19 protein-coding genes are annotated in these 22,642 nt (G+C 54.8%); 17 read left to right on the forward strand and 2 right to left on the reverse strand.

Going from position 1 to position 22,642, the window contains the following annotated elements; genetic code table 11:
- Positions 1–9: 9 nt before the first annotated feature.
- Positions 10–1,896 (forward strand): ABC-F family ATP-binding cassette domain-containing protein, encoded by a 1,887-nt coding sequence (locus tag FC18_RS02920; protein WP_054676093.1) that lies wholly within the window; start codon positions 10–12, stop codon positions 1,894–1,896.
- A 214-nt stretch (positions 1,897–2,110) separates the two neighbouring features.
- On the opposite strand, the gene trhA is transcribed toward FC18_RS02920, so the two are convergent.
- Entirely contained in the window at positions 2,111–2,761 is a 651-nt protein-coding gene (gene trhA / locus FC18_RS02925) for a PAQR family membrane homeostasis protein TrhA (protein WP_056975461.1), read from the reverse strand.
- A gap of 255 nt (positions 2,762–3,016) precedes the next feature.
- Here trhA and FC18_RS02930 point away from each other — a divergent pair, with 255 nt between their 5' ends.
- From FC18_RS02930 to FC18_RS03005, 16 genes are all read left to right on the forward strand, one after another.
- Positions 3,017–3,859, forward strand: a complete 843-nt coding sequence (locus FC18_RS02930) for a DegV family protein (RefSeq protein ID WP_056975419.1) — start codon at positions 3,017–3,019, stop codon at positions 3,857–3,859.
- Between the two features lie 179 nt (positions 3,860–4,038).
- The gene (locus FC18_RS02935) at positions 4,039–4,878 is read left to right on the forward strand and encodes an SGNH/GDSL hydrolase family protein (RefSeq protein ID WP_054676096.1); all 840 of its coding nucleotides are present in this window, start codon (positions 4,039–4,041) and stop codon (positions 4,876–4,878) included.
- A gap of 2 nt (positions 4,879–4,880) precedes the next feature.
- Positions 4,881–5,519: a YpmS family protein gene (locus FC18_RS02940; protein WP_054676098.1), complete on the forward strand. Its 639-nt coding sequence runs from the start codon at positions 4,881–4,883 to the stop codon at positions 5,517–5,519.
- A gap of 18 nt (positions 5,520–5,537) precedes the next feature.
- Complete coding sequence (msrA, locus tag FC18_RS02945) at positions 5,538–6,053, forward strand: peptide-methionine (S)-S-oxide reductase MsrA (protein ID WP_173585336.1); 516 nt, start codon at positions 5,538–5,540, stop codon at positions 6,051–6,053.
- 15 nt (positions 6,054–6,068) lie between these two features.
- A complete protein-coding gene (locus FC18_RS02950; protein ID WP_054676103.1) occupies positions 6,069–6,296 on the forward strand; it encodes a YozE family protein in 228 nt (75 codons plus the stop codon).
- Positions 6,297–6,360: 64 nt separating this feature from the next.
- On the forward strand, positions 6,361–7,869 hold the full coding sequence (locus tag FC18_RS02955) for a S41 family peptidase (protein WP_476703091.1): 1,509 nt from the start codon (positions 6,361–6,363) through the stop codon (positions 7,867–7,869).
- A gap of 138 nt (positions 7,870–8,007) precedes the next feature.
- On the forward strand, positions 8,008–11,193 hold the full coding sequence (locus tag FC18_RS02960; protein ID WP_082620455.1) for a DEAD/DEAH box helicase: 3,186 nt from the start codon (positions 8,008–8,010) through the stop codon (positions 11,191–11,193).
- A gap of 239 nt (positions 11,194–11,432) precedes the next feature.
- Positions 11,433–12,653, forward strand: coding sequence for an MFS transporter (locus FC18_RS02965; RefSeq protein WP_056975420.1), 1,221 nt, complete (start codon positions 11,433–11,435; stop codon positions 12,651–12,653).
- An 85-nt stretch (positions 12,654–12,738) separates the two neighbouring features.
- Positions 12,739–13,587 (forward strand): ribosome biogenesis GTPase YlqF, encoded by an 849-nt coding sequence (gene ylqF / locus FC18_RS02970; protein ID WP_054676118.1) that lies wholly within the window; start codon positions 12,739–12,741, stop codon positions 13,585–13,587.
- On the forward strand, positions 13,584–14,345 hold the full coding sequence (locus tag FC18_RS02975) for a ribonuclease HII (protein WP_054676121.1): 762 nt from the start codon (positions 13,584–13,586) through the stop codon (positions 14,343–14,345). The genes ylqF and FC18_RS02975 overlap by 4 nt, the downstream gene beginning before the upstream one ends.
- 69 nt (positions 14,346–14,414) lie before the next feature.
- Entirely contained in the window at positions 14,415–15,263 is an 849-nt protein-coding gene (gene dprA / locus FC18_RS02980) for a DNA-processing protein DprA (protein ID WP_056975421.1), read from the forward strand.
- A 159-nt stretch (positions 15,264–15,422) separates the two neighbouring features.
- The gene (gene topA / locus FC18_RS02985) at positions 15,423–17,504 is read left to right on the forward strand and encodes a type I DNA topoisomerase (RefSeq protein WP_056975422.1); all 2,082 of its coding nucleotides are present in this window, start codon (positions 15,423–15,425) and stop codon (positions 17,502–17,504) included.
- Between the two features lie 138 nt (positions 17,505–17,642).
- Positions 17,643–18,563, forward strand: coding sequence for a tyrosine recombinase XerC (gene xerC, locus FC18_RS02990; protein ID WP_056975464.1), 921 nt, complete (start codon positions 17,643–17,645; stop codon positions 18,561–18,563).
- A 93-nt stretch (positions 18,564–18,656) separates the two neighbouring features.
- On the forward strand, positions 18,657–19,181 hold the full coding sequence (hslV, locus tag FC18_RS02995) for an ATP-dependent protease subunit HslV (protein WP_054676124.1): 525 nt from the start codon (positions 18,657–18,659) through the stop codon (positions 19,179–19,181).
- A gap of 18 nt (positions 19,182–19,199) precedes the next feature.
- Positions 19,200–20,594, forward strand: coding sequence for an ATP-dependent protease ATPase subunit HslU (gene hslU, locus FC18_RS03000; RefSeq protein WP_054676127.1), 1,395 nt, complete (start codon positions 19,200–19,202; stop codon positions 20,592–20,594).
- A gap of 170 nt (positions 20,595–20,764) precedes the next feature.
- Positions 20,765–21,637 (forward strand): aldose 1-epimerase family protein, encoded by an 873-nt coding sequence (locus FC18_RS03005; RefSeq protein ID WP_054676130.1) that lies wholly within the window; start codon positions 20,765–20,767, stop codon positions 21,635–21,637.
- Between the two features lie 116 nt (positions 21,638–21,753).
- Here the strand turns inward: FC18_RS03005 and plsY are convergent, their stop codons facing one another.
- The gene (gene plsY / locus FC18_RS03010) at positions 21,754–22,371 is read right to left on the reverse strand and encodes a glycerol-3-phosphate 1-O-acyltransferase PlsY (protein WP_054676132.1); all 618 of its coding nucleotides are present in this window, start codon (positions 22,369–22,371) and stop codon (positions 21,754–21,756) included.
- Positions 22,372–22,642: the final 271 nt, after the last annotated feature.

Raw genomic sequence — 22,642 nt, forward strand, 5'->3', positions numbered from 1 at the left:
GGAACCACTTTGCAAACTCTAACTGCCAGTGGCGTGAACAAGGCGTACGGCGACAAACAGTTGCTGCACAACATTGATTTTTTAATTAACGAAGGTGACCGAATCGGCCTCATTGGGGTTAATGGCACCGGGAAGACCACGTTACTGCGCGGCCTGGCCGGGTCCGACCCGTTTGATTCCGGTGATATTCAGACCCCGAAGAACTACAGTATTTCCTTCCTGGAACAATCACCAGACCTGGACGAAAACGCCAAGATTATGGACGCCGTCTACCACGGGGACTCGCCAGTATTCCAGGCGATTCGGGACTACGAACGCGTCTTAGATCAGTACACGCAAAACCCCATGGATGAAGCCGTGCAGGAGCAGTACACCAAGGCCGACGCGCGGATGACGCAGCTGGACGCGTGGGATGCGGAAACAAACATTAAAACCATCCTGACCCAGTTGCACCTGACCGACCTCGACCAACGCATTGGTGCACTGTCTGGGGGCCAGCGGAAGCGTGTGGGGCTCGCGCAGGTGCTCATTGAAAGTCCAGACCTACTGATTCTGGACGAACCGACTAACCACCTGGACTTTGACTCCATTGCGTGGCTGGAAAAGTACTTGGCGGCCTACAAGGGGGCACTGCTCGTTGTGACCCATGACCGTTACTTCCTCGACCGCGTGGCCAACCGCATTTTCGAACTTGACCTCGGGCACCTCGGCATTTATCCCGGGAACTACCAGGCGTACGTCGAGCAGAAGGCAACGCAGGTGGAACAAGAGACCCTCGCGGCCCACAAGCAGGCGCAGCTCTACAAGCACGAGCTGGCCTGGATGCGCGAAGGTGCACACGCCCGGTCGACCAAGCAAAATGCGCGGATTAAGCGCTTTGAGGACATGAAGGCGGGTACCGTGGCGCCAGAACGGGGCAAAGTGGCCATTGATGTCGGCGGTCAGCGGCTCGGCAAGAAGGTCATCGAGCTGCACGATGCGAGTCTCACGCTGGGCGACCACCGGATTTTGAATCACTTCGAATTGCTTGTGCAGCGGAATCAGCGCATCGGCATTACCGGGATTAACGGGGCGGGTAAGTCCAGTCTGCTGAACGTCTTTGCCGGTAAGCTCAAACTCGACAGTGGGATTTGCGACATCGGTGACACCGTCAAGTTAGGTTACTACCAGCAAACCATGCCGAAACTCGACCAGAACATGCGGGTGATTGAATACCTGCAGGCGGTGGGTGAGGGGATTACCAACTCAAATGGGGAACACCAAACTGTCACCCAGCTGCTCGATGACTTCCTCTTCCCGCGGGCCAGTCACGGCACGCGGATTGACCGCCTCTCTGGTGGGGAACAGCGGCGCTTGTACCTGCTGCAGATTCTGATGCACCAGCCCAACGTGTTGCTGCTGGACGAACCGACTAACGACCTGGACATCGCGACGCTGACGGTGTTGGAAAATTACCTCGATAGTTTTGCCGGGACGGTCATTACCGTTTCCCATGACCGCTACTTCCTGGACAAGGTTGCCGACCGGTTGCTGATTTTCGGCGGGAACGGTGCCATTACCCCAGCAACGGGGCGGTTCACCGACTACCTCTCTGCGCAGCAAGAAGCCAGCCCGGCGGACACCAAGCCCAAGGCGGTGAAACCTGTTGCTGCTCCCGTTAGCGACCAGCCTAAGACGAAGGTTAAGCTCACGTATGCCGAACAGAAGGAATACGAGACGTTGATGCCACAGATGGACAAGATTGACGCGCGGATTGCGGAAATTAACGCGGAAATGCAGACCTGTGGGGATGATTACGGGCGTCTGGGGACCTTGCAGGGCGAACTTGATGAGCTAACGGCCAAGCAGGATGAACTGCTCGACCGCTACGTTTACCTGGACGGATTCGTAAATTAACCTAAAGAACGGCGTGACGATTGTCACGCCGTTTTTTTGCGCAGGCCTGTGGATTTAATTCATGGTGTAATTTAATTATGGGGGCGCCATCAGTTTAGCTAGTGTAGATAATTTTAGTTATGTAAACTACGCCCAATTTCCGCCCCGGGACCAAAAACGCCCCCGCAATTCCCAATGTCGGAATTGCGGGGGCGTTTGCGTTAAACACGTTCGTTTAGACGAAGAAGTAAATGGAGAAGAACATGAACGCCGAACCGGCCATGACGAACAGGTGCCAGATGACGTGGATGTACGGAATCTGCCGCTGGGTGTACAGCAGCGCGCCCAGCGTGTAGCTTACACCGCCGGCTACCAGCAGGCCAATGCCGATGGCGCCAAGGTGCGTGGCTAATGGCTCGGCGGCCACGACACACATCCAGCCGAGGATGATGTAGATGGCAACTTCAAGCTTTTTGAAGCGGCCCACGAAGAAGCAATCCAGGCCGATACCCGCCGCACACAGCAGCCAGATGACCGCCAGCAGCGTGATGCCCATGCGGCCGCCGATTGCGATGAGGCAGTATGGCAGGTACGAACCCGCAATCAGGATGAACACACCAGAATGATCCATGACCTGGAAGATATGCCGCGCCTTGGTGAAGTACAGGGCGTGGAAGAGGGTGGAGGCTGTATATAGAAGAATCAGGGCAATCCCAAAGCCGGTGAAGGCCACAATCCGCAGTGCATCCCCCGTTGCGGCGGCTTTCAAAATCAAGAGCGTGGTTGCGGCGGTTGCGAGCAGAATGCCGATGCCGTGGGTGATTGCACTCCAAATTTCATTATATAGTGCGTATAACCGCTGATTTGTCTTCGGTGCAGTAGCCATCATGTTGGTGTCCTCCAATAATGCTGAATCTGAGTTGCAAAAAATTCAGTTGCGAAATCGTTCTACAGGTATATAATACCGTTATGGAATCGCAGTTTCAAGTACATCTAGTTTTTAAAACTAAATAAGATAGTCTAGTCTTTTTAGGGCGGATTAGGTATACTAGTAGGGAAATAAGCGGACGGTGGCCCCGCGTGGCAATCACGTCCGTGCACGTAACCAAGACTTTATTACACGAGAAAGAGTGGCGTCCATATGTCTAAGATCAAAATTGTCACCGATTCATCAGTTCAGATGACGGATGAGGAAATCAAAGAATACGGGGTAACGATCATTCCACTGACTGTGATGATTGACAACACAGTCTACGTTGACGGCGAAACGATTCAGCGTGATGAGTTCGTTCAGAAGATGGCGACAGCGGATAGTTTACCTAAGACCAGTCAGCCCGCCGTGGGCACGGTGCTGGAAACCTTCAACGACTTGACCAAGGATGGCAGTCAGGTGCTGGCCATCTTCATGGCTGAGAGTTTGAGCGGGACCGTTAACTCTGGTCGGCAAGCTGCCGAGATGAGTGACGGCCAGGTGACCGTGGTTGATTCTGGCTTCACCGACCGCGCAATGTCTTTCCAGGTAATTGAAGCCGCTAAGATGGCCGCAGAAGGCACCAGCATGGACGCCATCGTCGACGCGCTGGCTGAAGTGCGTGCCAACACCGTGCTGCGGATGGCCGTGGTTAAACTCGACAACCTGGTCAAGGGTGGCCGGCTTTCCCGGACCGCGGGCCTGATTACCAGCGTGCTGAACATCAAGCTCGAACTCATGATGGAGAACGGCAAGCTCGAGGTCATGAAGAAGGTGCGGGGCATGAAGGCCATCAAGGCGTTCAAGGATGAGGTTATCCAGCAGATGAGCCAGAAGCCGAACGTCAAGGGCGTCGGGGTGTCCTACGTGAACATTCCCGAAAAGGCAGAAGAAATCGGTGCGGAAATCCGCGCTGCGCTGCCAGGGGTACCCGTACTCGTCCGGCCAACCGGGCCCATCGTTGCGACCCACGCTGGTGAAGGCGCCTTTGCGATTTTGTACTACGAAGGCTAAAAAGTTGAGTTTTGCCTAAATTGTGCGTGGATGGTGGCTGGCGGACGTGATTTTCGCTTTATCCATTTTGTCCCGGCGCATTTAGGGTGTAAGATGAATATATGATGAGGGTGTAGCCTAGGCTTCACCCTTTTTGTTAAAGTAACGGTTAGTTTGACGACAAGTTGAGGGGGACGAACGTGACGGTGAATGCGAAAATTAAGGGCCTCATCACGGGGGTTGTCGGGCTGGTCGTGACGGTTGGCGTGGGTGTGCTGCTGGCAAGCAAAATGCTGCCCAAGGCCACGCCACTGGACACTTCTGGCACCCACGTTCGCGACCACAAACTGGTCTTGACGGCCGTGGGGGATTCGCTGACCCACGGGGTTGGCGATACCACCAGCCAGGGCGGGTACGTTCCGCTCATCGCGCAGGACATTCAGGTCGAAACGGGGATGAAGGTCGCCACCACCAATTTTGGCGTGACGGGCGATACCTCGACCCAAATCAAAAAACGCTTGGTTAAGGACAAGCAGTTGATTAAACAGCTAAAGCGCGCCGACGTCATCACCATGACCGTCGGCGGTAATGACTTGATGCACGTGCTGCAAAGTAACCTGCTAGACATCAAGACTGCGGACGTGACGACGGGCATTAATAAGTTTCAAAAGCACTTGAAGAGCCTGGTCAAGGCCATTCGGCAGGATAATCCGGATGCACCGCTATACATCTTTGGCATCTACAATCCGTTTTACGTGTACTTCCCGAACGTGACGAAGATGCAAACGAGCGTGCACCGCTGGAATAACCAAACGCAAAAAACGATTGGTAAGATGGACAACACGTACTACGTTGACATTGATTCAGTGCTGACTAAGGGCGATAGCGGTAGTTCGGCCAGCGCCACGGACGCGGCCAAGGCGGTCAACCGGCTGATTTACGGCAAGGACCATTTTCACCCGAACAACGCGGGGTACGTGCGCATGACGGCCCAGTTGTGGGACGTCATGAAGCAATCTGAGGATGACTGGGAGGAATAATCGTGGCAGAAACACGAGCGCAAAACAAACAGAAGCAAGGGGCGCTGAGTACCCCCCGCAAGCCGCGGAAACCAATCAATTGGTGGAAGTGGGTGACCATCATCCTGGTTGGCCTGATTCTGGGTACCGGCATCACGGTCTGGCATGCAGTGCAGGCGCCGGTCGAACAGACCAAGACGGTTGCGACGGTTAACAGCAAGGGCAGCGTGATGCACGTCAGCTTCACCAAAAAAGAGCTGAACCGACTCATCGATAACTACCTGAAGAACTACCTGAAACAAGGTGACGTGCAGTACTCACTGACCGTGGGCAACCACGCGGTGGTCAAGGGCTCATTCAAGTTCTTCGGCGCCAAAATCAACTTTGGACTGCAGTGCGACCCGTACGTGCAAACCAATGGCAATATTTTGCTTAAAGCCACGAAGCTGAACGTCGGGACCTTGTCCGTACCGCTGTCGTACGTGATGGGCTATGTGGCCAAGAACTACAATTTACCCGACATGGTAACGTTAGACAGCAAGCAAAACACCATCACGCTGCGGCTCAACCAGTTTGATCTTGGTAACGGCCTGCACGTGAAGGCGGACCGAATTGACCTACAGCACGATGAAATCGACCTGACCGGCTATTTAGCCAAATAAGGTTAAAGCGGAGGTAATATTATGAGTGAAACAGCAGTTTTTGCCGGCGGGTGCTTCTGGTGCATGGTTGAACCGTTCGAAGAGCAGCCGGGCATCTTGAACGTGCTCTCTGGGTACACGGGTGGCCACGTGGCTAACCCAACGTACGAACAGGTGAAGAGCCACACCACCGGTCACACGGAGGCAGTGCAGATTACCTTCGACCCCGCAATTATTTCGTATGCGGAGTTGGTTGAAATCTACTGGCGGCAAACCGACCCAACCGACGCCATGGGCCAGTTCCAGGACCGGGGCGATAACTACCGCCCCGTGATTTTCGTGAACTCACCAGAGCAGCGCGCAATTGCCGAAAAATCGAAGGCGGCGCTGGTTGCTTCTGGTCGCTTCGATGACCCAATTGTCACCACGATTGAGGACGCCAAGCCATTCTACCCGGCGGAAGAGTACCACCAGCAGTTCTACGCGAAGAACCCACGGCGGTATGCAGAAGAACATGTGCAGCGTTCTGAATTTGGGGACCAGCACTGGAATTAACGTGCGGAGGCAAGTATGACCGAACCTTTTTACCGGTACCTCATGACCCTGCGGAACCCTGAAGATCACGGAACGGTGGCGAATTTCGCCAACAACGCCTTCCACGACCACGCATTTCCCAAGCAGGCCACGGATTACCATGAATTATCTGAATATTTGGAATTGAATGCGGGGTATTTGCCCAGCATGAGTATTTTTGACGAAGCGTACGCAATGTACCAAGAAGCGCGTACGCGTAGTTAATAGCATCCGCGCGCAGGGGTTCGCCCGCTGCGTGCAACTTACATAAATGACGGAGGACTAGCACTTGGCAGATAACGAAGAAAACGACGCGGCAGCAAAGACAGCGGCTGCGGATGCACAGACAGAAACGCCAGCGCAGACACCAACACCGAAGAAGAAACACCGCGTCCCAGTCTGGGCGGCAGTGCTGCTTACGGTTGTTGGCCTGGGCGTTGGGGGCGCCGCTGGTTACATCGCCAAACCCACGACCCAAACGGTGACGATTGATAGCAAGTCCATCCCCGAGAACTTCCAGAAAGTCCTGCAGGTGTACAGCACCATTAAGAACAACTACGTCACCCCATCAGCCACCAAAAAATTGGCGGACGGCGCGATTACGGGGATGGTCAACTCACTTGACGATCCATTCTCGAACTACCTGCAAAACACGGACGCAACCAGCCTGAATACCCAGATTTCCGGGTCATTCGGGGGCATTGGCGCCACCATGATGCAGACTTCCGACGGCGTCAAGGTTGATTCCGTCAACTCCGGCAGTGCTGCCCAGAAGGCCGGCATCAAGGCGGGGGACAAGATTGTGAAGGTTAACGGCAAGTCGATGGTCAAAAAGGACATCAACAAGGTCGTGGCCAAGGTACGCGGCAAGATTGGCACCACGGTCACGATTGTCGTGGACCGTTCGGGCAAGCAGCTTAGTTTCACCATGAAGCGCGCCAAGGTCAGCATGCCAAGTGTCAGTGGTAAGATTGACTCCAGCAACAAGCAGATTGGGATTATCACCTTCACTACCTTCACCGAAACCTCGGCCCAGCAGATTAAGAAGACAGTCAAGAAGCTGCGGAGCAAGGGGGCCAAGAAGTTTGTCCTCGACCTGCGCGGCAATCCTGGTGGGGTCCTCGATCAAGCACTGGCCATCGACTCGATGTTCCTGAAGGATGGTCAGACGATCGTTAAGTTGCAGCCACGGAAGGGTAAGGGTGAGACTGAGGTCTACAAGGCGGGAGCTAAGTACGACAACGGCTTTAAGATTACTGAGCCAACCGTGGTTCTGATTGACGGCAACTCAGCGTCGGCCGCTGAAATCACTGCGGCTGCGCTCAACCAGAGTGCGGGCATCAAGCTGATTGGGACGAAGAGTTACGGGAAGGGCACCGTGCAGACGGTTGCCCAGATTAGCAACACGTCCGAACTGAAGCTGACGATTGCTAAGTGGCTCACCCCTGATGGGAGCTGGATTCACCACAAGGGGATTAAGCCAACCATTACGGAAGATTACCCGAGCTACGCCTACATTAAGGCCATCTCGGCAACCAGCCTGCAGCCAAACCAGGTCAGCACCGATGTGAAGTCGATGCAGAAGATGCTGGTGGCCCTGGGCTACAAGGTGCAGACGGTTAATGGCTACTACGGCAGCGACACGAGTGCCGCGGTTAAGCAGTTCCAGAGCAAGAACGGACTGAGCGCAACCGGCACCGCCGATGCCAAGACACTTGCCAAGATGGAAATGCAGCTGAGCACCAAGATTGGCGACAATGACAACGCGATGAAGAAGGCCGAGGCTGAACTGAAATAGCACGGCCGAGATGCAGGAAGAACGCAGAATCAGGATTGATTCTGCGTTCTTTTTTATCTTGTTGTCCGGTGGTTTTGGCTACCACGCGGGCCTTAAAGCGAGTAAACTGAGGCATAGTAATGTTATCGGAGGTAAAAAATGGCGAACCGCTTGTTGCTGAGTAAGATGTGGACCCGGGGCCGGGAGATTTTGGCGCGGGGCGACGTCGAAATCGATTATGAACATGCTGACAAAATTGCGGCGACCGTTTACGGCACGGAGGCGTACACCGTCGAGCTGGCCCGTGAAGAGCAGGATGACTATTGCTCTTGCCCGTACTTCCCTAGTCATGGCTACTGTAAGCACATTGCCGCGGTGATTTTGTATTACAAGGCGCAGGGGCAAACGATTGACGACGTACTGATGTCAGCAACGGTTGTGCCGACGGATGATGCAGAATTGTTAGCGGGTGATGCTCAGGACACAAGTGCTGGTAGTCGCTTTGTCGATAATCTGGGCCTGACACCGGTTCGCTATTTTCACGGGCTGGATGAGAACGCAGATCACGGACCGGAGCTTGAACTAAACCTCGAAATTAAGGAATTCGAGGGTAATTTTGGCTTGGCCGAAATGGAGTTTGTTGCTTGGTTGCGGGTGGCGGATGCGAGCGTGCACAAATTCTATTTGGTGCGCGATATCACCGCCTTTTTGGATGATTACCGGACGGAATCGCGTTACTACACTAGTGGGAAGGCTAATTTCGACCTATCCGCGGCTGCGTTTACGCCGGCTGAACGCGCGCTTCTAGATTTGCTGGATAACAGTGATACGGTTGGCATTCACGAGATGACGGACGATGATAGTCGGTATCAACGGTATGCGCGTCTTGATTTTGCTAGTTTTACCCGGTTGCTGCCATTATTGCCAAAATTAAGTAAGGTTGTGTTCCGGCCCGTTGATGAGAGCGTAGAGTACGACAGCGTGCAGGTTGAGCCATTTCAGCCGGATGCTGGTCTGGTCACTGCGACGGTTACCGCTGATGATGCAGGATACCATTTGTGGGTGCACAACCACGTGACTAACGCGGTGCCAAATGGGCGGGTCTTGGTAAGCAAAAATATTTGTTACACCGCGACGATTGACCAGTTTGATGCTTATGACCGTTTGTTGATGCGGGCAAACGTCCTGACTGGCGCCATTGATGCGGACCAATCACTGGATTTTGCGGCTGCAGATGTGGAGCCGCTTCAGGAGTTACTGGATTATTTACGGCAAATTGGGACGGTAGAAGTACCGGATGCACTCGGACAGATTGCCATGACGCCACATTTTGACTTGCAGCGGCAAGACCGGGCCATCACGCTTGACCTAAGTTTTGACTACGGGGACACGGTGGTGCAAGATGATGCACCGGTTGCTGCGGATATGCCGCGCAATTACGCCAAAGAGGAACAGGCTGCTGACTACTTGACTAGCCTGGGCTTTACGCGCGGCGTTCAAGCGTGGCAAAAAGATTTTCCCGATGCGGATGCACTTTACCATTTCTTCACCCGTGAACTGCCCAACTTGCGGGCGAACGGTGCGGTAACGGTCGCTGCCAACCTGCAGGACATGGTGCAGGAAGGAGCGGCACTGCAAACGGACGTGCAGGTGGCTGAAAACGATGGCTTGCTTTCCGTATCGTTCTCCTTTGCCGGAATCGACGCCGATGAAGTTGACTCGGTCCTGAAGCAGCTCGATGACAATCAGCCGTACGTGCAGAAGTCTGACGGGACGCTCTACATAGTGGACGACCAACTGAAGAAGGTAGCTTCGGCCCTGACGCAGATTCGCCGCGACGGTAAACTTGCGCACGGTCAGGTGCATGTATCTGCGGCGCGGGCATTTGCCCTGCAGTCATTACTTGGTGATACGGCCCAGTTTGACGCGAAATTCAAGCAGCTGGCCATAGATCTGGCCCATCCGGAACAATTCCCGGTGACGGTTAAACCGGTCCACGCGCAACTGCGGCCGTACCAGCAAGCTGGGGTGCAGTGGCTGGAAATGCTCAACAGCCACGGCTTCGGTGGTATTTTGGCTGACGAAATGGGCCTCGGGAAGACGCTGCAAATGTTGACGTTCTTGAATGACCATATTGATCACCAGCACGTTAGCTTGGTGGTTGCCCCGGCATCGCTGCTGTACAACTGGCAGGCTGAATGCGCGAAATTTGCCCCCGACATTCGCGTGGCCGTGGTGGACGGCACCAAGGAAGCCCGGCGTGAACTGATTTACGAGTACGACTATGACTTGCTGATTACTAGCTACAACATGGCTTTACGTGACATCAATGAGTATTACGCACGCGAGATTCAGTATTTGGTGCTCGATGAAGCGCAGATGGTCAAAAACGGCAGCGCCAAGACCAATCAGAGCCTGCGCAAGCTCGAGCCCCGGGCAACGTTCGCGTTGTCCGGGACCCCAATCGAGAACCGAGCCGAGGAACTGTGGTCCATCTTTGCCCTCGTTTTACCGGGTTTGTTGCCGAACAAGACTGTGTTCAAGAAGATGAGCGCCGACGAAATCGCGTTGCGCGTCAAGCCGTTTATTATGCGGCGGGAAAAGAAGGGCGTGCTGAAAGATTTGCCGCCGATGGTTGAAACAAACATCGAAAATGAGATGACCACGGAGCAGAAGACGGTCTACCTGGCCCAGCTGCAGCAGATGCGTGTGCAGGTCCAAGGCATGTCTGATGCTGGTCTGGTGAAGAACAAAATTGCCATTTTGGCTGGCCTAACCCGTCTGCGGCAGGTGTGCGACACGCCGGCGTTGTTCATGGACGATTATACCGGTGACTCCGGGAAACTTGAGCAACTGGCAGAATTAGTCCAGCAGGCGGAAGATAGCGGCCGTCATGTGCTCATTTTCTCCCAATTCACCCACATGTTGGCACAGATTGAAACCCGGTTGAAGGTGATGGGTCTGGACAGCTTCATGCTCAGAGGGAGCACGAAACCCAAGGACCGACTGGCGATGGTTGATGCATTTAACCGAGGCGAGAAGTCGTTCTTCCTCATTTCCCTGAAAGCGGGGGGGACCGGCCTCAACCTGACGGGTGCGGATATGGTAATTCTGGTTGACTTATGGTGGAACCCCGCCGTTGAAGATCAGGCCATTGCCCGCGCGCACCGAATTGGCCAACAAAACGAGGTTGATGTGTACCGGATGATTACTAAGGGCACGATTGAGGAGCAGATTGTGAAGCTTCAAGACAAGAAACGTGACTTTGTTAATCAGGTGCTCACAGGTACGCAAGATAAGGGTATGCTGAGTAACGACGATATTCGCGTGATTCTGGGCGTGTAGCCTGAATTTGCACGTATGAGCCATGCGTGGTAAAGTTTTGACAGACATAAACGGAAAGTAGGTGGCGATGCCAGCGATGCAGTATTAGGACAACGGAGACAACCCATTGTGGGCCTCTTTGTTGACCAATCTTGCACGCTAGCGTCGCTTGAATTGGCGGCGGATCACCCTGACAGACGGGTGGTCCGTTTTTCGTTGTCCTGAAACGGGTCGGTCTGTGACTTGTAAAGGATATCTACATGGATAAAAAGATTAATCGTAATTGGCACCGGCAATTCGTTTTGGTAGCTGGTGGGCAGGCTGTTTCACTGCTTGGTAGTCATGGGGTTCAGTTTGCCCTCATCTGGTGGCTAGCTGTGCGGACTAATTCAGCCTTGATGCTGGGGTTGGCGGGTTTAGTTGCCTATATTCCCCAGGTGCTTTTAGGACCAATGGCTGGGCTCGCCAGCGACCGTTTCGATAGGCGACTGGTGTCTGTGACCGCGGACACAGTGATGGGCCTGCTTGCGCTAGTCTACGCGTTGTTACTGGCAAATTTTGCCCTACCAAACTGGACCGTGCTACTTATGCTCTTGGTTCGCGGCGTCGGGGATACATTTCAAGAGCCGGCGATTCAGTCACTTTTGCCGCAATTAGTGCCGCAAGATCAGTTGCTGCATACTAACGGCTGGTTGCAACTGCTGCGTGGTGGGGCGTTCATGTTTGGCCCGATGATTGGGGCGGCACTGTACGCGACATTGCCGTTACCATGGGTGTTAATGAGTGACCTGATTGGCGCGTTAATTGCGAGTGCAGCACTGTTGATGGTACAAGTACCCCAAGAAAAGCAGATTGAATCTGAGAACCGCAACCCAGAGAGGCTCCAGCTACGAGATTGGCGTGCGGGACTCAAAGTGTACCGGCGTGACCGTTCACTACGGGTGATGCTTATTGCGGATGCGTGCACTATGGGGCTGTACGCGCCGCTTGCGAGTCTGTATCCGCTCATGACTAGTGGCTATTTCAAACTAAGTGCCGGCTTCGGTAGTGCAATCGAATTTTGTTTTGCGGTGGGAATGCTCGTAAGTGCGGCTATTTTCGCGACTAAGTTGAAGGTACGGCACCACTTACTGCTGGCTGGAATGGGTATTGCGCTCATGGGTATTTGTGCAATTTGGGACGGCCTAATGCCAGCAACACTTCTTGGCTGGTGCGGTTTTGCCCTGGGCTGTCTGCTGCTCGGTGCCGCCGGGAATGTGCACAGCATCCCCTTTACAACCTATATCCAAACCAGTGTGCCGACCGTCGAACTTGGGCGAACGCTGGCGGTGCAAACCATGATCAACGGGGCGACCATGCCAGTGGGTCTTGTTTTGGCCAGTCCAGTGGCGAACTTGATTGGTGTGAATCACTGGTTTGTGGTTGCCGGCAGCGGGATGGTTGTGTGCGCAGCGGTGGTGGTGTGGCAGTTGCGGGAATAGTCATTCTTCCGGCCTTGCTTTTACACCCTCCCCAAAAACCTGTACAATAATAACTAGCAAATAACGAAAGCAGAGGTCACTCTTCATGCCCAATATTCAATGGTTCCCCGGTCATATGCAAAAAGCACGCCGAGAGGTTGCAGAAAAGATTAAGCAGGTCGACATCGTCTTTGAAGTGGTCGATGCGCGTTCACCGGAATCTTCCCGCAACCCAATGCTGCTGGAAATGCTGCAGCAAAAGCCGATTATTTCCATCCTGAACAAGGCTGACCTGGCCGATTCTGCCCGCACCAAGGCGTGGGTGGCGGCGTACCAGGCGGAAGGACGGGAAGCCATCGCCATCGACGCCCAGCACGCTAAACGGCTCCAGCAACTGCCCCAGATGGCCGAGAAGGTGCTGGCCGAGAAGCTGGCCCGCAAGCGTGCGCGCGGCATTCGCAACCCGCACGTGCGCGCAATGTGCATTGGGATTCCGAACGTCGGCAAGTCGACGATTCTCAACCGGCTGGTGCAAAAGAACATCGCCATCACTGGCAACCGGCCCGGGGTGACCAAGAACCAGCAGTGGCTAAAGGCTAGTGGCAACCTGGAACTGCTCGACACCCCCGGAATTTTGTGGCCCAAATTTGACGACCAGGAAATTGGGATGAAGCTGGCGCTGACCGGTGCGATTGCGGACAAGGTGTTCACCGCCGATGAAGTCGCACTGTGGGGCGTAGGCTATTTTCAGAAAAACTATGCAGAAGTGCTGCGTAAGCATTACGGTTTAACGGACGAGCAGATGCAGTCAAGGCCGGCCGACATCGTGCAGCTGCTGACCAAGAAGTTCGCGTACGGTGAGGAGTTCGACCGGACGGCGGTGCGCTTCATCAATGACGTGCGTAAGGGCGAACTGGGTCGCTACACGCTGGAAGTGCCTGAGGACCGCGCATGACCACGCTGGCGGAGTACAAGCAACTCCTACAGGCCGACTCGGTTCCGCAAGCACTGCTGGATGAACTAGCCGCAGATGCGCGCGCGGGGGCGCAGAAGCTCCTGGGGGCGTACAACCGCAAGCTGATGCACCGGCGGCAACAGGAGATGATGCTGGAGGAGCACCGCAAACTAGAACGCTCCTTGTGGCCGGCGTACCCAATCATTGCCGGCATCGATGAAGTGGGGCGGGGACCGCTGGCGGGACCCGTGATTACCGCCGCGGTGATTTTGGACGAAAATTTTGACGTGCCTGTCAATGACAGTAAGCAGTTGACTGCGCACCGGCGGGATGCCCTGTTCGCCGATATCATCACGAATGCGCGCGCCGTGGCCATTGGCGTGCGCGACAACACGGAAATCGACCGCTACAACATTTACCACGCGACCGAACTGGCGATGGCAGATGCGGTGCACAATTTGCGCCTGCAGCCGGACTACCTGCTGGTGGACGCGATGCACGTGCCCGTTGACATCCCCCAGAGTAAGTTGATTAAAGGGGATGCCCGCAGCATTTCCATCGGGGCCGCCAGCATCGTCGCTAAGGTGGTCCGGGACCGGCTTATGGAGATGTACGATCAAGTGTATCCGGGTTACGGGTTCGCGCAAAATGCGGGTTACGGGACCAAGGCACACCTGGAAGGCTTGGCCAAACTGGGCGTGACGCCGATTCACCGGCGGTCATTTGCCCCAGTGCAAGATGCATTGGCAAAAAAATAAAATAGTTTCGGGGGTTTTGCCCCTAAATCGCGCAATCTATATGTGTAGCTGAGAAAGACGAGGTGCACTATGGAAATACGCGATTTTTTATTGTGGGCGCACATGGCAAGCGGGGCAAGCCCGGCAATGGTGCGGCGAATCATGACGGCGGTGGCGAACAAAATGCCGCTGACACCGGCGACCATCATCGAATGTGCCAGCCCCAAGGTGCGGCGGCAGCTGGCAGCGTGGTTTGCGGACAGTAAAACCCAGCAGAAGGTCGCACGTGCCAACGCGACGGCGCATATTGTTTACACCGATGATGCGTATCCCGAACGGTTGCGCGAGTTGACCCAACCACCGATTGTGCTCTTTTATCGGGGCGATTTGACCTTGCTTAAGCGGCCCAGCCTGGGCATTGTTGGCGCGCGGCTGGCCACCGACTACAGTGCTGGGGTTATTGAAGAAGCACTCGGTTCGGTGCAGCGCGATACGGTGATTGTATCCGGTCTGGCGCGCGGTGCAGATTCGATGGGCCACCGGCAGGCACTTAAAAACGGGCTGGGCACGATTGCCGTGATTGCTAATGGGGTTGATGTGTACTATCCGGCAGAACACCGTCAGCTGCAGGAGCAAATCGCCACTAACGGTTTGCTTCTGTCCGAATATCCGCCGGGGGAGCGGCCGAAACAGTATCGCTTCGTGGCCCGGAACCGGATCATCGCCGGGTTGAGCCACACGTTACTCGTGACGGAGGCAGCGGAAAAAAGTGGCAGCCTGATTACTGCAACGATGGCACTGGAATCTGGCCGGGATGTTTTAGCTGTCCCGAACCAGTACCGCAATCCACTTGGAATTGGGACCAACAAATTGATTGAAGATGGTGCGACCCCGGTCTCACCGAAGACAGATTGGACAAATATTCATTATTTCGATTAGCTGGGTCTTAAACCGCGCCACCATGCGTTTTTACGCCGCTTTTGCACCGCCAAAACCGAACATTTTGCTGACATTTTTGCGATTAGCATTTGACAGAAACGCGTTTCTACCATAAGATAGGCGTGCATTTTCGTTGTAAATAATGAAAGGAGGACAACCATGCCCGCCAAGAACTTGGTTATCGTGGAATCCCCTGCTAAAGCAAAAACAATTGAAAAATATTTAGGCCGTAATTACAAGGTTGTTGCCAGCCTTGGACACATTCGCGACCTCCCCAAGAGTCAGATGGGGATTGACTTCGATAATAATTATGAACCACGCTACATCTCCATTCGGGGTAAGGGAGATGTCATCAAAGAATTAAAGCGTCAAGCAAACAAGGTAGAACACGTCTACCTCGCAGCTGACCCGGACCGTGAAGGGGAAGCAATCGCTTGGCATGTTTGCCATATCCTCGGCTTAGACACCAAGGACAACAACCGGGTGGTCTTCAACGAAATCACTAAGGACGCCGTTAAGAACGCCTTCAAGACCCCCCGCAGTATCGACATGAACCTGGTGGATGCCCAGCAGGCACGCCGGGTGCTGGACCGAATTGTGGGTTACTCCATCAGTCCGCTGCTCTGGAAGAAGGTCAAGAAGGGGCTGTCCGCTGGGCGCGTGCAGTCCGTTGCGCTCAAGCTGATTATTGACCGGGAAAAGGAAATCAACGCGTTCCAGCCGGAAGAATACTGGACGATTGACGGTCAGTTCAAGAAGGGTCGCGGCAAGGCTTTTGCCAGCTCCTTCTACGGCGTGGACGGCAAGAAGTTGCCACTGCCAAACAATGACGCCGTGGTCGACATCATGCAGCGCATTGACAAGAACCAGTCCTTTAACGTCACGAGCGTTGTCCGCAAAGAACGGCGCCGGACGCCTGCCCAGCCATTCACCACTAGTTCCCTGCAGCAGGAAGCAAACCGCAAGCTTGGTTTCCCCGCCCGGAAGACCATGATGCTGGCCCAGCAGCTGTATGAAGGGATTAACCTCGGTGGGAAGCTCGGGACCGTGGGGCTGATTACCTACATGCGTACCGACAGTACCCGTGTCTCGAGTGTCGCTAAGGCTGAAACCAGTGAGTTCATTCACAATGAATATGGCGCCGAGTACGCAGCAGTGAAGATTAAGCAGGGTAAGCTGCAAGAAGGCGCTCAGGACGCCCACGAAGCTATCCGCCCATCTTCCACCAAGCGCACCCCAGGGAGCCTGGAAGCGGTGCTCGACAAAGACCAGATGAAGCTCTACCGCCTAATCTGGTCCCGCTTCGTTGCGAGCGAGATGACGCCGGCCGTGGTCGACACGGTTTCAGTGCGTATCGAACAAAATGGCGTGCAGTTCCGTGCGAACGGGAGTCACACCAAGTTCGAAGGGTTCACGAAGCTGTACGTGTCCTCCCGGGATACGGACAACGGCGACAAGGAATTGCCCGAACTGGCGGAAGGTGACCAGCTCACCCTCGCCAAGACGGATCCCGCACAGCACTTCACACAGCCACCAGCACGCTATTCCGAAGCTAACCTGGTTAAGGCGCTGGAAGAAAACGGTGTGGGTCGGCCATCAACGTACGCGCCAACCATCGAAACGCTGAAGAAGCGTTACTACGTGAAGATTGCTGCCCGCCGGTTTGAACCAACTGAGCTTGGCGAAATCGTCAACGACCTGATTGTTGAATTCTTCCCCGACATCGTGGACATCAAGTTCACGGCGACGGTCGAAAGCGACCTCGACAGCATCGAAGCCGGCAAGGAAGAGTGGGTCAAGGTCATCGACCGCTTCTACAAGCCATTCGCCAAGGAAGTTGCTAGTGCTGAAACCGGGATTGAGAAGGTTCAGCTTAAGGACGAGCCCGCTGGATTTAACTGTGACATCTGCGGGGCGCCAATGGTCATCAAGATGGGCCGCTACGGTAAGTTTTACGCCTGCTCCCGTTTTCCAGATTGCCGCAACACGAAGGCCATCGTCAAGGAAATTGGCGTGGTTTGCCCCAAGTGCCACAAGGGCCAGATTGTCGAACGCAAGAGCAAGCGCAACCGGGTCTTTTACGGTTGTGACCGCTACCCAGAATGTGACTTTGTTTCCTGGGACAAACCGGTTGGGCGCGATTGCCCCGTCTGCCAGCATTTCCTCATCGAAAAGCGCAGCAAGGCCGGCATCCAAGTGTCATGCCCGAACGGCGACTACAAGGAACCAATTCAAAAGTAAACCCGTACGTTTTGCGTTTAGCCGTGTGCCCAGAGCACGCGGCTTTTTGTATTCAGCGTTAAGCAAATTTAACCGGCGCCGAAACCGGACAGGACGGGCAATGTATGCGCTTTGTGTTAAAATAATGCCATGGAAGAAATTAAGGAACTAGATCAATTCATTCAGTATCTGCGCACGGAGCGTCAGTACTCCGTGCAAACGCAAAAAGCGTACCGGCGCGACATTCAGGCCTTCGTTGACTTCATGGAAGATAGCGGCGGTTTTAACGGGTTCGCTCAGGTGGACGCCGTGGCGGTTTCCAGTTACGTTTCGTACATGAACGAGAAACAGTACAGCCCGGCCACTACTTCGCGGAAGCTAAGCAGTCTGCGCGGGTTGTACAAGTTTTTGATGAAAATCGGCGCGGCCAAGGAAGACCCATTTGCGCTCGTGGAGACCAAGAAGGTGCACAACCACCTGCCGCAGTTCTTCTTTGAGCCGGAGATTGAGGCCTTATTTAAGGCGGTCAGCGGGGATGAACCACTGACGATTCGCAACCGGGCCCTACTTGAAGTGTTGTACGACACTGGCATCCGGGTATCCGAATGCGCGAACCTCACCTTGAAGCAGATTGACTTCAATGTCGGGGCCATGCTGATTCACGGGAAGGGGGACAAGGATCGCTACGTCGTGTTCGGGCAGCGGTGCGCCAAGGCGTTGCACCGGTATCTGGATACGGTCCGGATGGAACTAGCCGGGGTGCGCGGGTTGGTTGAGCCCCACGTATTCTTGAACCAGCACGGTAAGCCACTGACGCCGCGCGGAATTGAGTATATTTTGGACCAGGTCATTAAGCAAACGAGCCTGACCGCTAAGATTCATCCCCACATGCTGCGGCACAGTTTTGCCACCCACATGCTCGACCACGGCGCCGATTTGCGTACCGTGCAGGAGTTGCTTGGTCACAGCAGTCTGTCCACCACGCAGATCTACACGCACGTGACCACCGAGCATTTGGTGAATGACTACATGAAGTACTTCCCGGGCCACCACGATGACACGCCGTCACATTCAGACTAAAGAACGATGTTTTCCGATAAAATCATGCGTAGGATAATTAGTACGCACTGGCGCAGCGATATGCGCCGTTAACCACGAGAAAGAAGGATTACAATGACAACAATTGCAGCTGTACGCAAAAATGGGCACACCGCCATCGCGGGTGATGGCCAGGTCACAATGGGTGAGAAGGTCATCATGAAGGGCACGGCCCAGAAGATTCGCCGGATTTATGACGGTAAGGTCGTCATCGGGTTTGCTGGTGGGGTCGCCGACGCCATCACCCTCCAGGAATGGCTTGAAAAGAAGCTGGAATTGTTCCAGGGTAACCTGCGCCGTAGTGCCGTTGCCTTGGCCCAAGACTGGCGCAAAGACCCATCGCTCCAGAAGCTGGAAGCCATGCTGATTGCGATGGACGAACACGAGCTGCTCCTGATTTCCGGGAGCGGGGAAGTCATTGCCCCAGACGAAGACGTGGTGGCCATTGGTTCTGGTGGTAACTTCGCCCAGGCCGCCGCGGTCGCGATGATTCGCCACACCGACGACATGGATGCTTCCGCCATCGCGCAGGAAGCCGTGAAGATTGCCAGCACCATTGACATTTTCACGAACGAGAACATCAAGGTCGAATCTTTCTAGACGAAGCGGAGGAACTCTATGCAAACACCTAAAGAAATCGTTGGCGAACTGGACAAGTACGTCATCGGCCAAGACGAGGCCAAAAAGGCCGTTGCGGTTGCACTGTACAACCGCTGGCGCCGGATGCAACTGAGCGCGAAGATGCAGCAGGACATTACCCCGAAGAATCTGCTCATGATTGGGCCTACCGGGGTCGGGAAAACCGAAATTGCCCGGCGGCTGGCCAAGATTGTCAACGCGCCGTTCGTGAAGGTCGAAGCGACCAAGTTCACCGAGGTCGGTTATGTCGGCCGGGATGTGGAATCCATGGTCCGCGACCTGCTCGACGTGGCGGTGAAGATGGAAGAAGACGATCAGTACAAGACCGTCCGCGCGCGGGCGAGTCAGGCGGCCGACAAGCGGCTGGTGAAGCTGCTTGTGCCTGGTATCAAGAAGGAAAAGCGCCAGAACACGATGGCCGACATGATGAACATGTTTAACGCCATCCAGAAGGGCGAGGAACCAAAGACCGAAGAACCCGATGAAGTGAATGACGAGATTCGCAACCAGCGCCTGACCGTGGCTGAACAGCTAGCCAAGGGTCTGCTCGAAGACCGTGAGCTCACCGTCCGGGTGGCTGAAGAAAAGCCAGCTGGGGGGATGGGCGATACGTACGGCCAGATGGGCATCGACCTGTCGGCCACGCTCGGTTCCATGATGCCGCAGAAGATGGTTGAACGGACGATGACCGTTGCGGAGGCGCGGGAGGTCTTCATCAAGGAAGAATCCGCCAAGCTCGTCAACACCGCCGACATTAACCACGCGGCCATTACCCGGGCCGAGAACTCCGGGATTATCTTCATCGACGAAATTGACAAGATTGCCACTGGCCGTAAGCAAAGTGGCTCCGGTGAAGTTTCCCGTGAAGGGGTGCAGCGGGACATCCTGCCAATCGTTGAAGGCTCCCAGGTGAACACCAAATATGGGGCGGTCAACACCGACCACATGTTGTTCATCGGTTCCGGGGCGTTCGCGGAGGCAAAACCGAGTGATCTGATTGCTGAACTCCAAGGACGTTTCCCCATCCGGGTGGAACTAAAGGACCTGACCGAATCTGACTTTGTCCGGATTCTCACCGAGCCCGACAACGCCCTGACCAAGCAGTACATGGCCCTTATCGGCGCGGATGGCGTGAAGATTACCTTCACCCAGGAAGCTGTCGCCAAGATTGCCCACATCGCGGCAACCGTCAACACGACCCAGGAGAACATCGGGGCTCGGCGGCTGGCGACCATCCTCGAAAAACTGCTAGAGGACATCCTCTACGAAGGCCCAGACATGCAGATGGGTGACATCACCATCACTGAGCAGTACGTGGACGACAAGGTCGGCAAGATTGCTGATGATACCGACATGAGTAAGTACATTCTGTAACTCTGAATTGAACTGCGAACCGCACTGGTCACCACCAGTGCGGTTTTATTGTGGCCGCAAAAGGGGGGGTAAAACGGACCAATTGTGAAAAAAGCCTGCGCCTGGGCATTGTATGCGCTACAATGGAAGTAATGTTTTGAATCAATTTACTTACTGGAGGCACATTCAACATGGTCAAAATTGAAAATGAGTTCTTGGCGGCAGAAATCAACCTGCACGGTGCCGAACTCGCATCACTCGTGAACAAGACGGACGGCACGGAATACATGTGGCAGGCGGACCCCAAGGTTTGGGCGCGGCACGCACCAGTGCTGTTCCCAATCGTCGGGGCACTTAAGGATGATGAGTACACCGTTGACGGCAAGACCTACCACATGACCCGTCACGGCTTTGCCCGCGACCTCGATTTCACCGTCATTAAGCACGAAGATTCCACGGTATCGCTGGAGCTGACCGACAACGAGACCACCCACGCCAAGTACCCATACGCGTTCCGGCTGGTTTTGACCTACACGCTGGACGGACACGATTTGACTGTTGCCTACCACGTGGAGAACCCGGCGACGGGTGAGATGTACTTCAGTATTGGTGCCCACCCAGCGTTCAACATTCCACTGACATCGGGGCTCAAGTTTGACGACTACAACTTCAGCTTCAAGCCCGAAAAGCAGCGCACACGCGTGGGCCTCGAAGGCAAGTACGCTGACTTCGCTAACGGCAAGACCGTCAACGAAAACAAGCTGCCACTGAGCCTGGAACTGTTCAAGGACGACGCCCTCATCTACGTGCTGGACGGCGATCAGACCGACATGACGCTGTCATCCCCTAAGGACCAGCACGGGGTCACCCTGAGCGTTACCGGTGCGCCTTACGTGGGTGTGTGGTCCAACTACCCAACCCCAGGTGCATTCTGCTGCATCGAACCATGGTGGGGCGTTGCGGATGACACCACTACGGACGGCAACTTCAAGACCAAGCGCGGCATCAACAAGCTTGCCGGTGGTGCCAGTTTTGACGCCGGCTTCAAGATTTCGGCATTCTAGATTAACGCTTCAAGCAGAAACGACCCGATGCAGTGCAGCAATGCAATGTGCGGGTCGTTTTTACGTGGCTGGCCAAAATAAAAGGACTGGCCGCAGTGGTCAGTCCGATGAATAATCTATTTTGCTTTATGCTTGTGCCAGTACCCCAGGCCGAACGGCACCATGTTCTCGTTGTGTTGCAGCATCCGTTTGATGTTCGGAATGTGACGCACGATGAAGACAATGGTGAGGGCGCCGGCGATGGCTGTGAGCACCCAGTCCTGCAGCACGGCTGCAATCACGGTGAAGATGGCAATCGCGAAGATGCTGGCGAAACTAACCATCGACGTGAGGAAGATAAGGGAAACGAACAGCCCGGATGCCACTAAGAACAAGATGGGGTTGTACGCGAGCAGGATGCCGGCGCTGGTGGCCACGGCCTTGCCGCCCTTGAAGTGAATGAAGATGCTCATGGTGTGCCCAATCACGGCCGCAACCCCGCAGACCAGAACGAGCCAGTGCTGGTGGTAACCGAACATGGCTGGTAAGCTGGCGCCGAGCGTGCCCTTCAGGATGTCCATGGCGAGGACGACGGTGCCGGCTTTGGCGCCGAGCACCCGGTAAGCGTTCGTGGTGCCGATGTTGTGACTACCGGCATCCCGCGGGTCCTTGTGGCAGAATACTCTACCAACCCAAACTCCGGACGGGATTGATCCAATAAGATATGCGAGCACAAATGATAGCGCTAGTAGCATGCTGCCACTCCTTTCCAAGACCTTCAGTTTAGCATTTTTTGCGCCGTAGCAGTAGTGTGTTTTGCATTATCTTGGACTTGAGTTTGCAAGTTATGCATAGCCGGCTCTGGCAGCCCAAGCTAACGGGTATTTTTGACATAGCGGCGGCAAAAGCGGTAAACTGGCTTGGCTTACGAACGTATTTTCGCCTGCTGCGAAAAGCGTTACGCGACTTACGCGCCGTTTTTGTCATCAAAAATAAATTCACTAAGGCGCGACCATGGTGTAAAGT

This window comes from Lacticaseibacillus sharpeae JCM 1186 = DSM 20505 (assembly GCF_001436225.1).
In the GTDB taxonomy this organism is placed as follows: domain Bacteria; phylum Bacillota; class Bacilli; order Lactobacillales; family Lactobacillaceae; genus Lacticaseibacillus; species Lacticaseibacillus sharpeae.

What these genes read in the sequence shown, in the direction of transcription:
- trhA (WP_056975461.1), bottom strand. Translation starts at nt 2,761, where the DNA reads ATGGCTACTGCACCGAAGACAAATCAGCGGTTATACGCACTATATAAT.
- FC18_RS02930 (WP_056975419.1), top strand. Translation starts at nt 3,017, where the DNA reads ATGTCTAAGATCAAAATTGTCACCGATTCATCAGTTCAGATGACGGAT.
- FC18_RS02950 (WP_054676103.1), top strand. Translation starts at nt 6,069, where the DNA reads ATGACCGAACCTTTTTACCGGTACCTCATGACCCTGCGGAACCCTGAA.
- FC18_RS02960 (WP_082620455.1), top strand. Translation starts at nt 8,008, where the DNA reads ATGGCGAACCGCTTGTTGCTGAGTAAGATGTGGACCCGGGGCCGGGAG.
- FC18_RS02965 (WP_056975420.1), top strand. Translation starts at nt 11,433, where the DNA reads ATGGATAAAAAGATTAATCGTAATTGGCACCGGCAATTCGTTTTGGTA.
- ylqF (WP_054676118.1), top strand. Translation starts at nt 12,739, where the DNA reads ATGCCCAATATTCAATGGTTCCCCGGTCATATGCAAAAAGCACGCCGA.
- FC18_RS02975 (WP_054676121.1), top strand. Translation starts at nt 13,584, where the DNA reads ATGACCACGCTGGCGGAGTACAAGCAACTCCTACAGGCCGACTCGGTT.
- dprA (WP_056975421.1), top strand. Translation starts at nt 14,415, where the DNA reads ATGGAAATACGCGATTTTTTATTGTGGGCGCACATGGCAAGCGGGGCA.
- topA (WP_056975422.1), top strand. Translation starts at nt 15,423, where the DNA reads ATGCCCGCCAAGAACTTGGTTATCGTGGAATCCCCTGCTAAAGCAAAA.
- hslV (WP_054676124.1), top strand. Translation starts at nt 18,657, where the DNA reads ATGACAACAATTGCAGCTGTACGCAAAAATGGGCACACCGCCATCGCG.
- hslU (WP_054676127.1), top strand. Translation starts at nt 19,200, where the DNA reads ATGCAAACACCTAAAGAAATCGTTGGCGAACTGGACAAGTACGTCATC.
- FC18_RS03005 (WP_054676130.1), top strand. Translation starts at nt 20,765, where the DNA reads ATGGTCAAAATTGAAAATGAGTTCTTGGCGGCAGAAATCAACCTGCAC.
- plsY (WP_054676132.1), bottom strand. Translation starts at nt 22,371, where the DNA reads ATGCTACTAGCGCTATCATTTGTGCTCGCATATCTTATTGGATCAATC.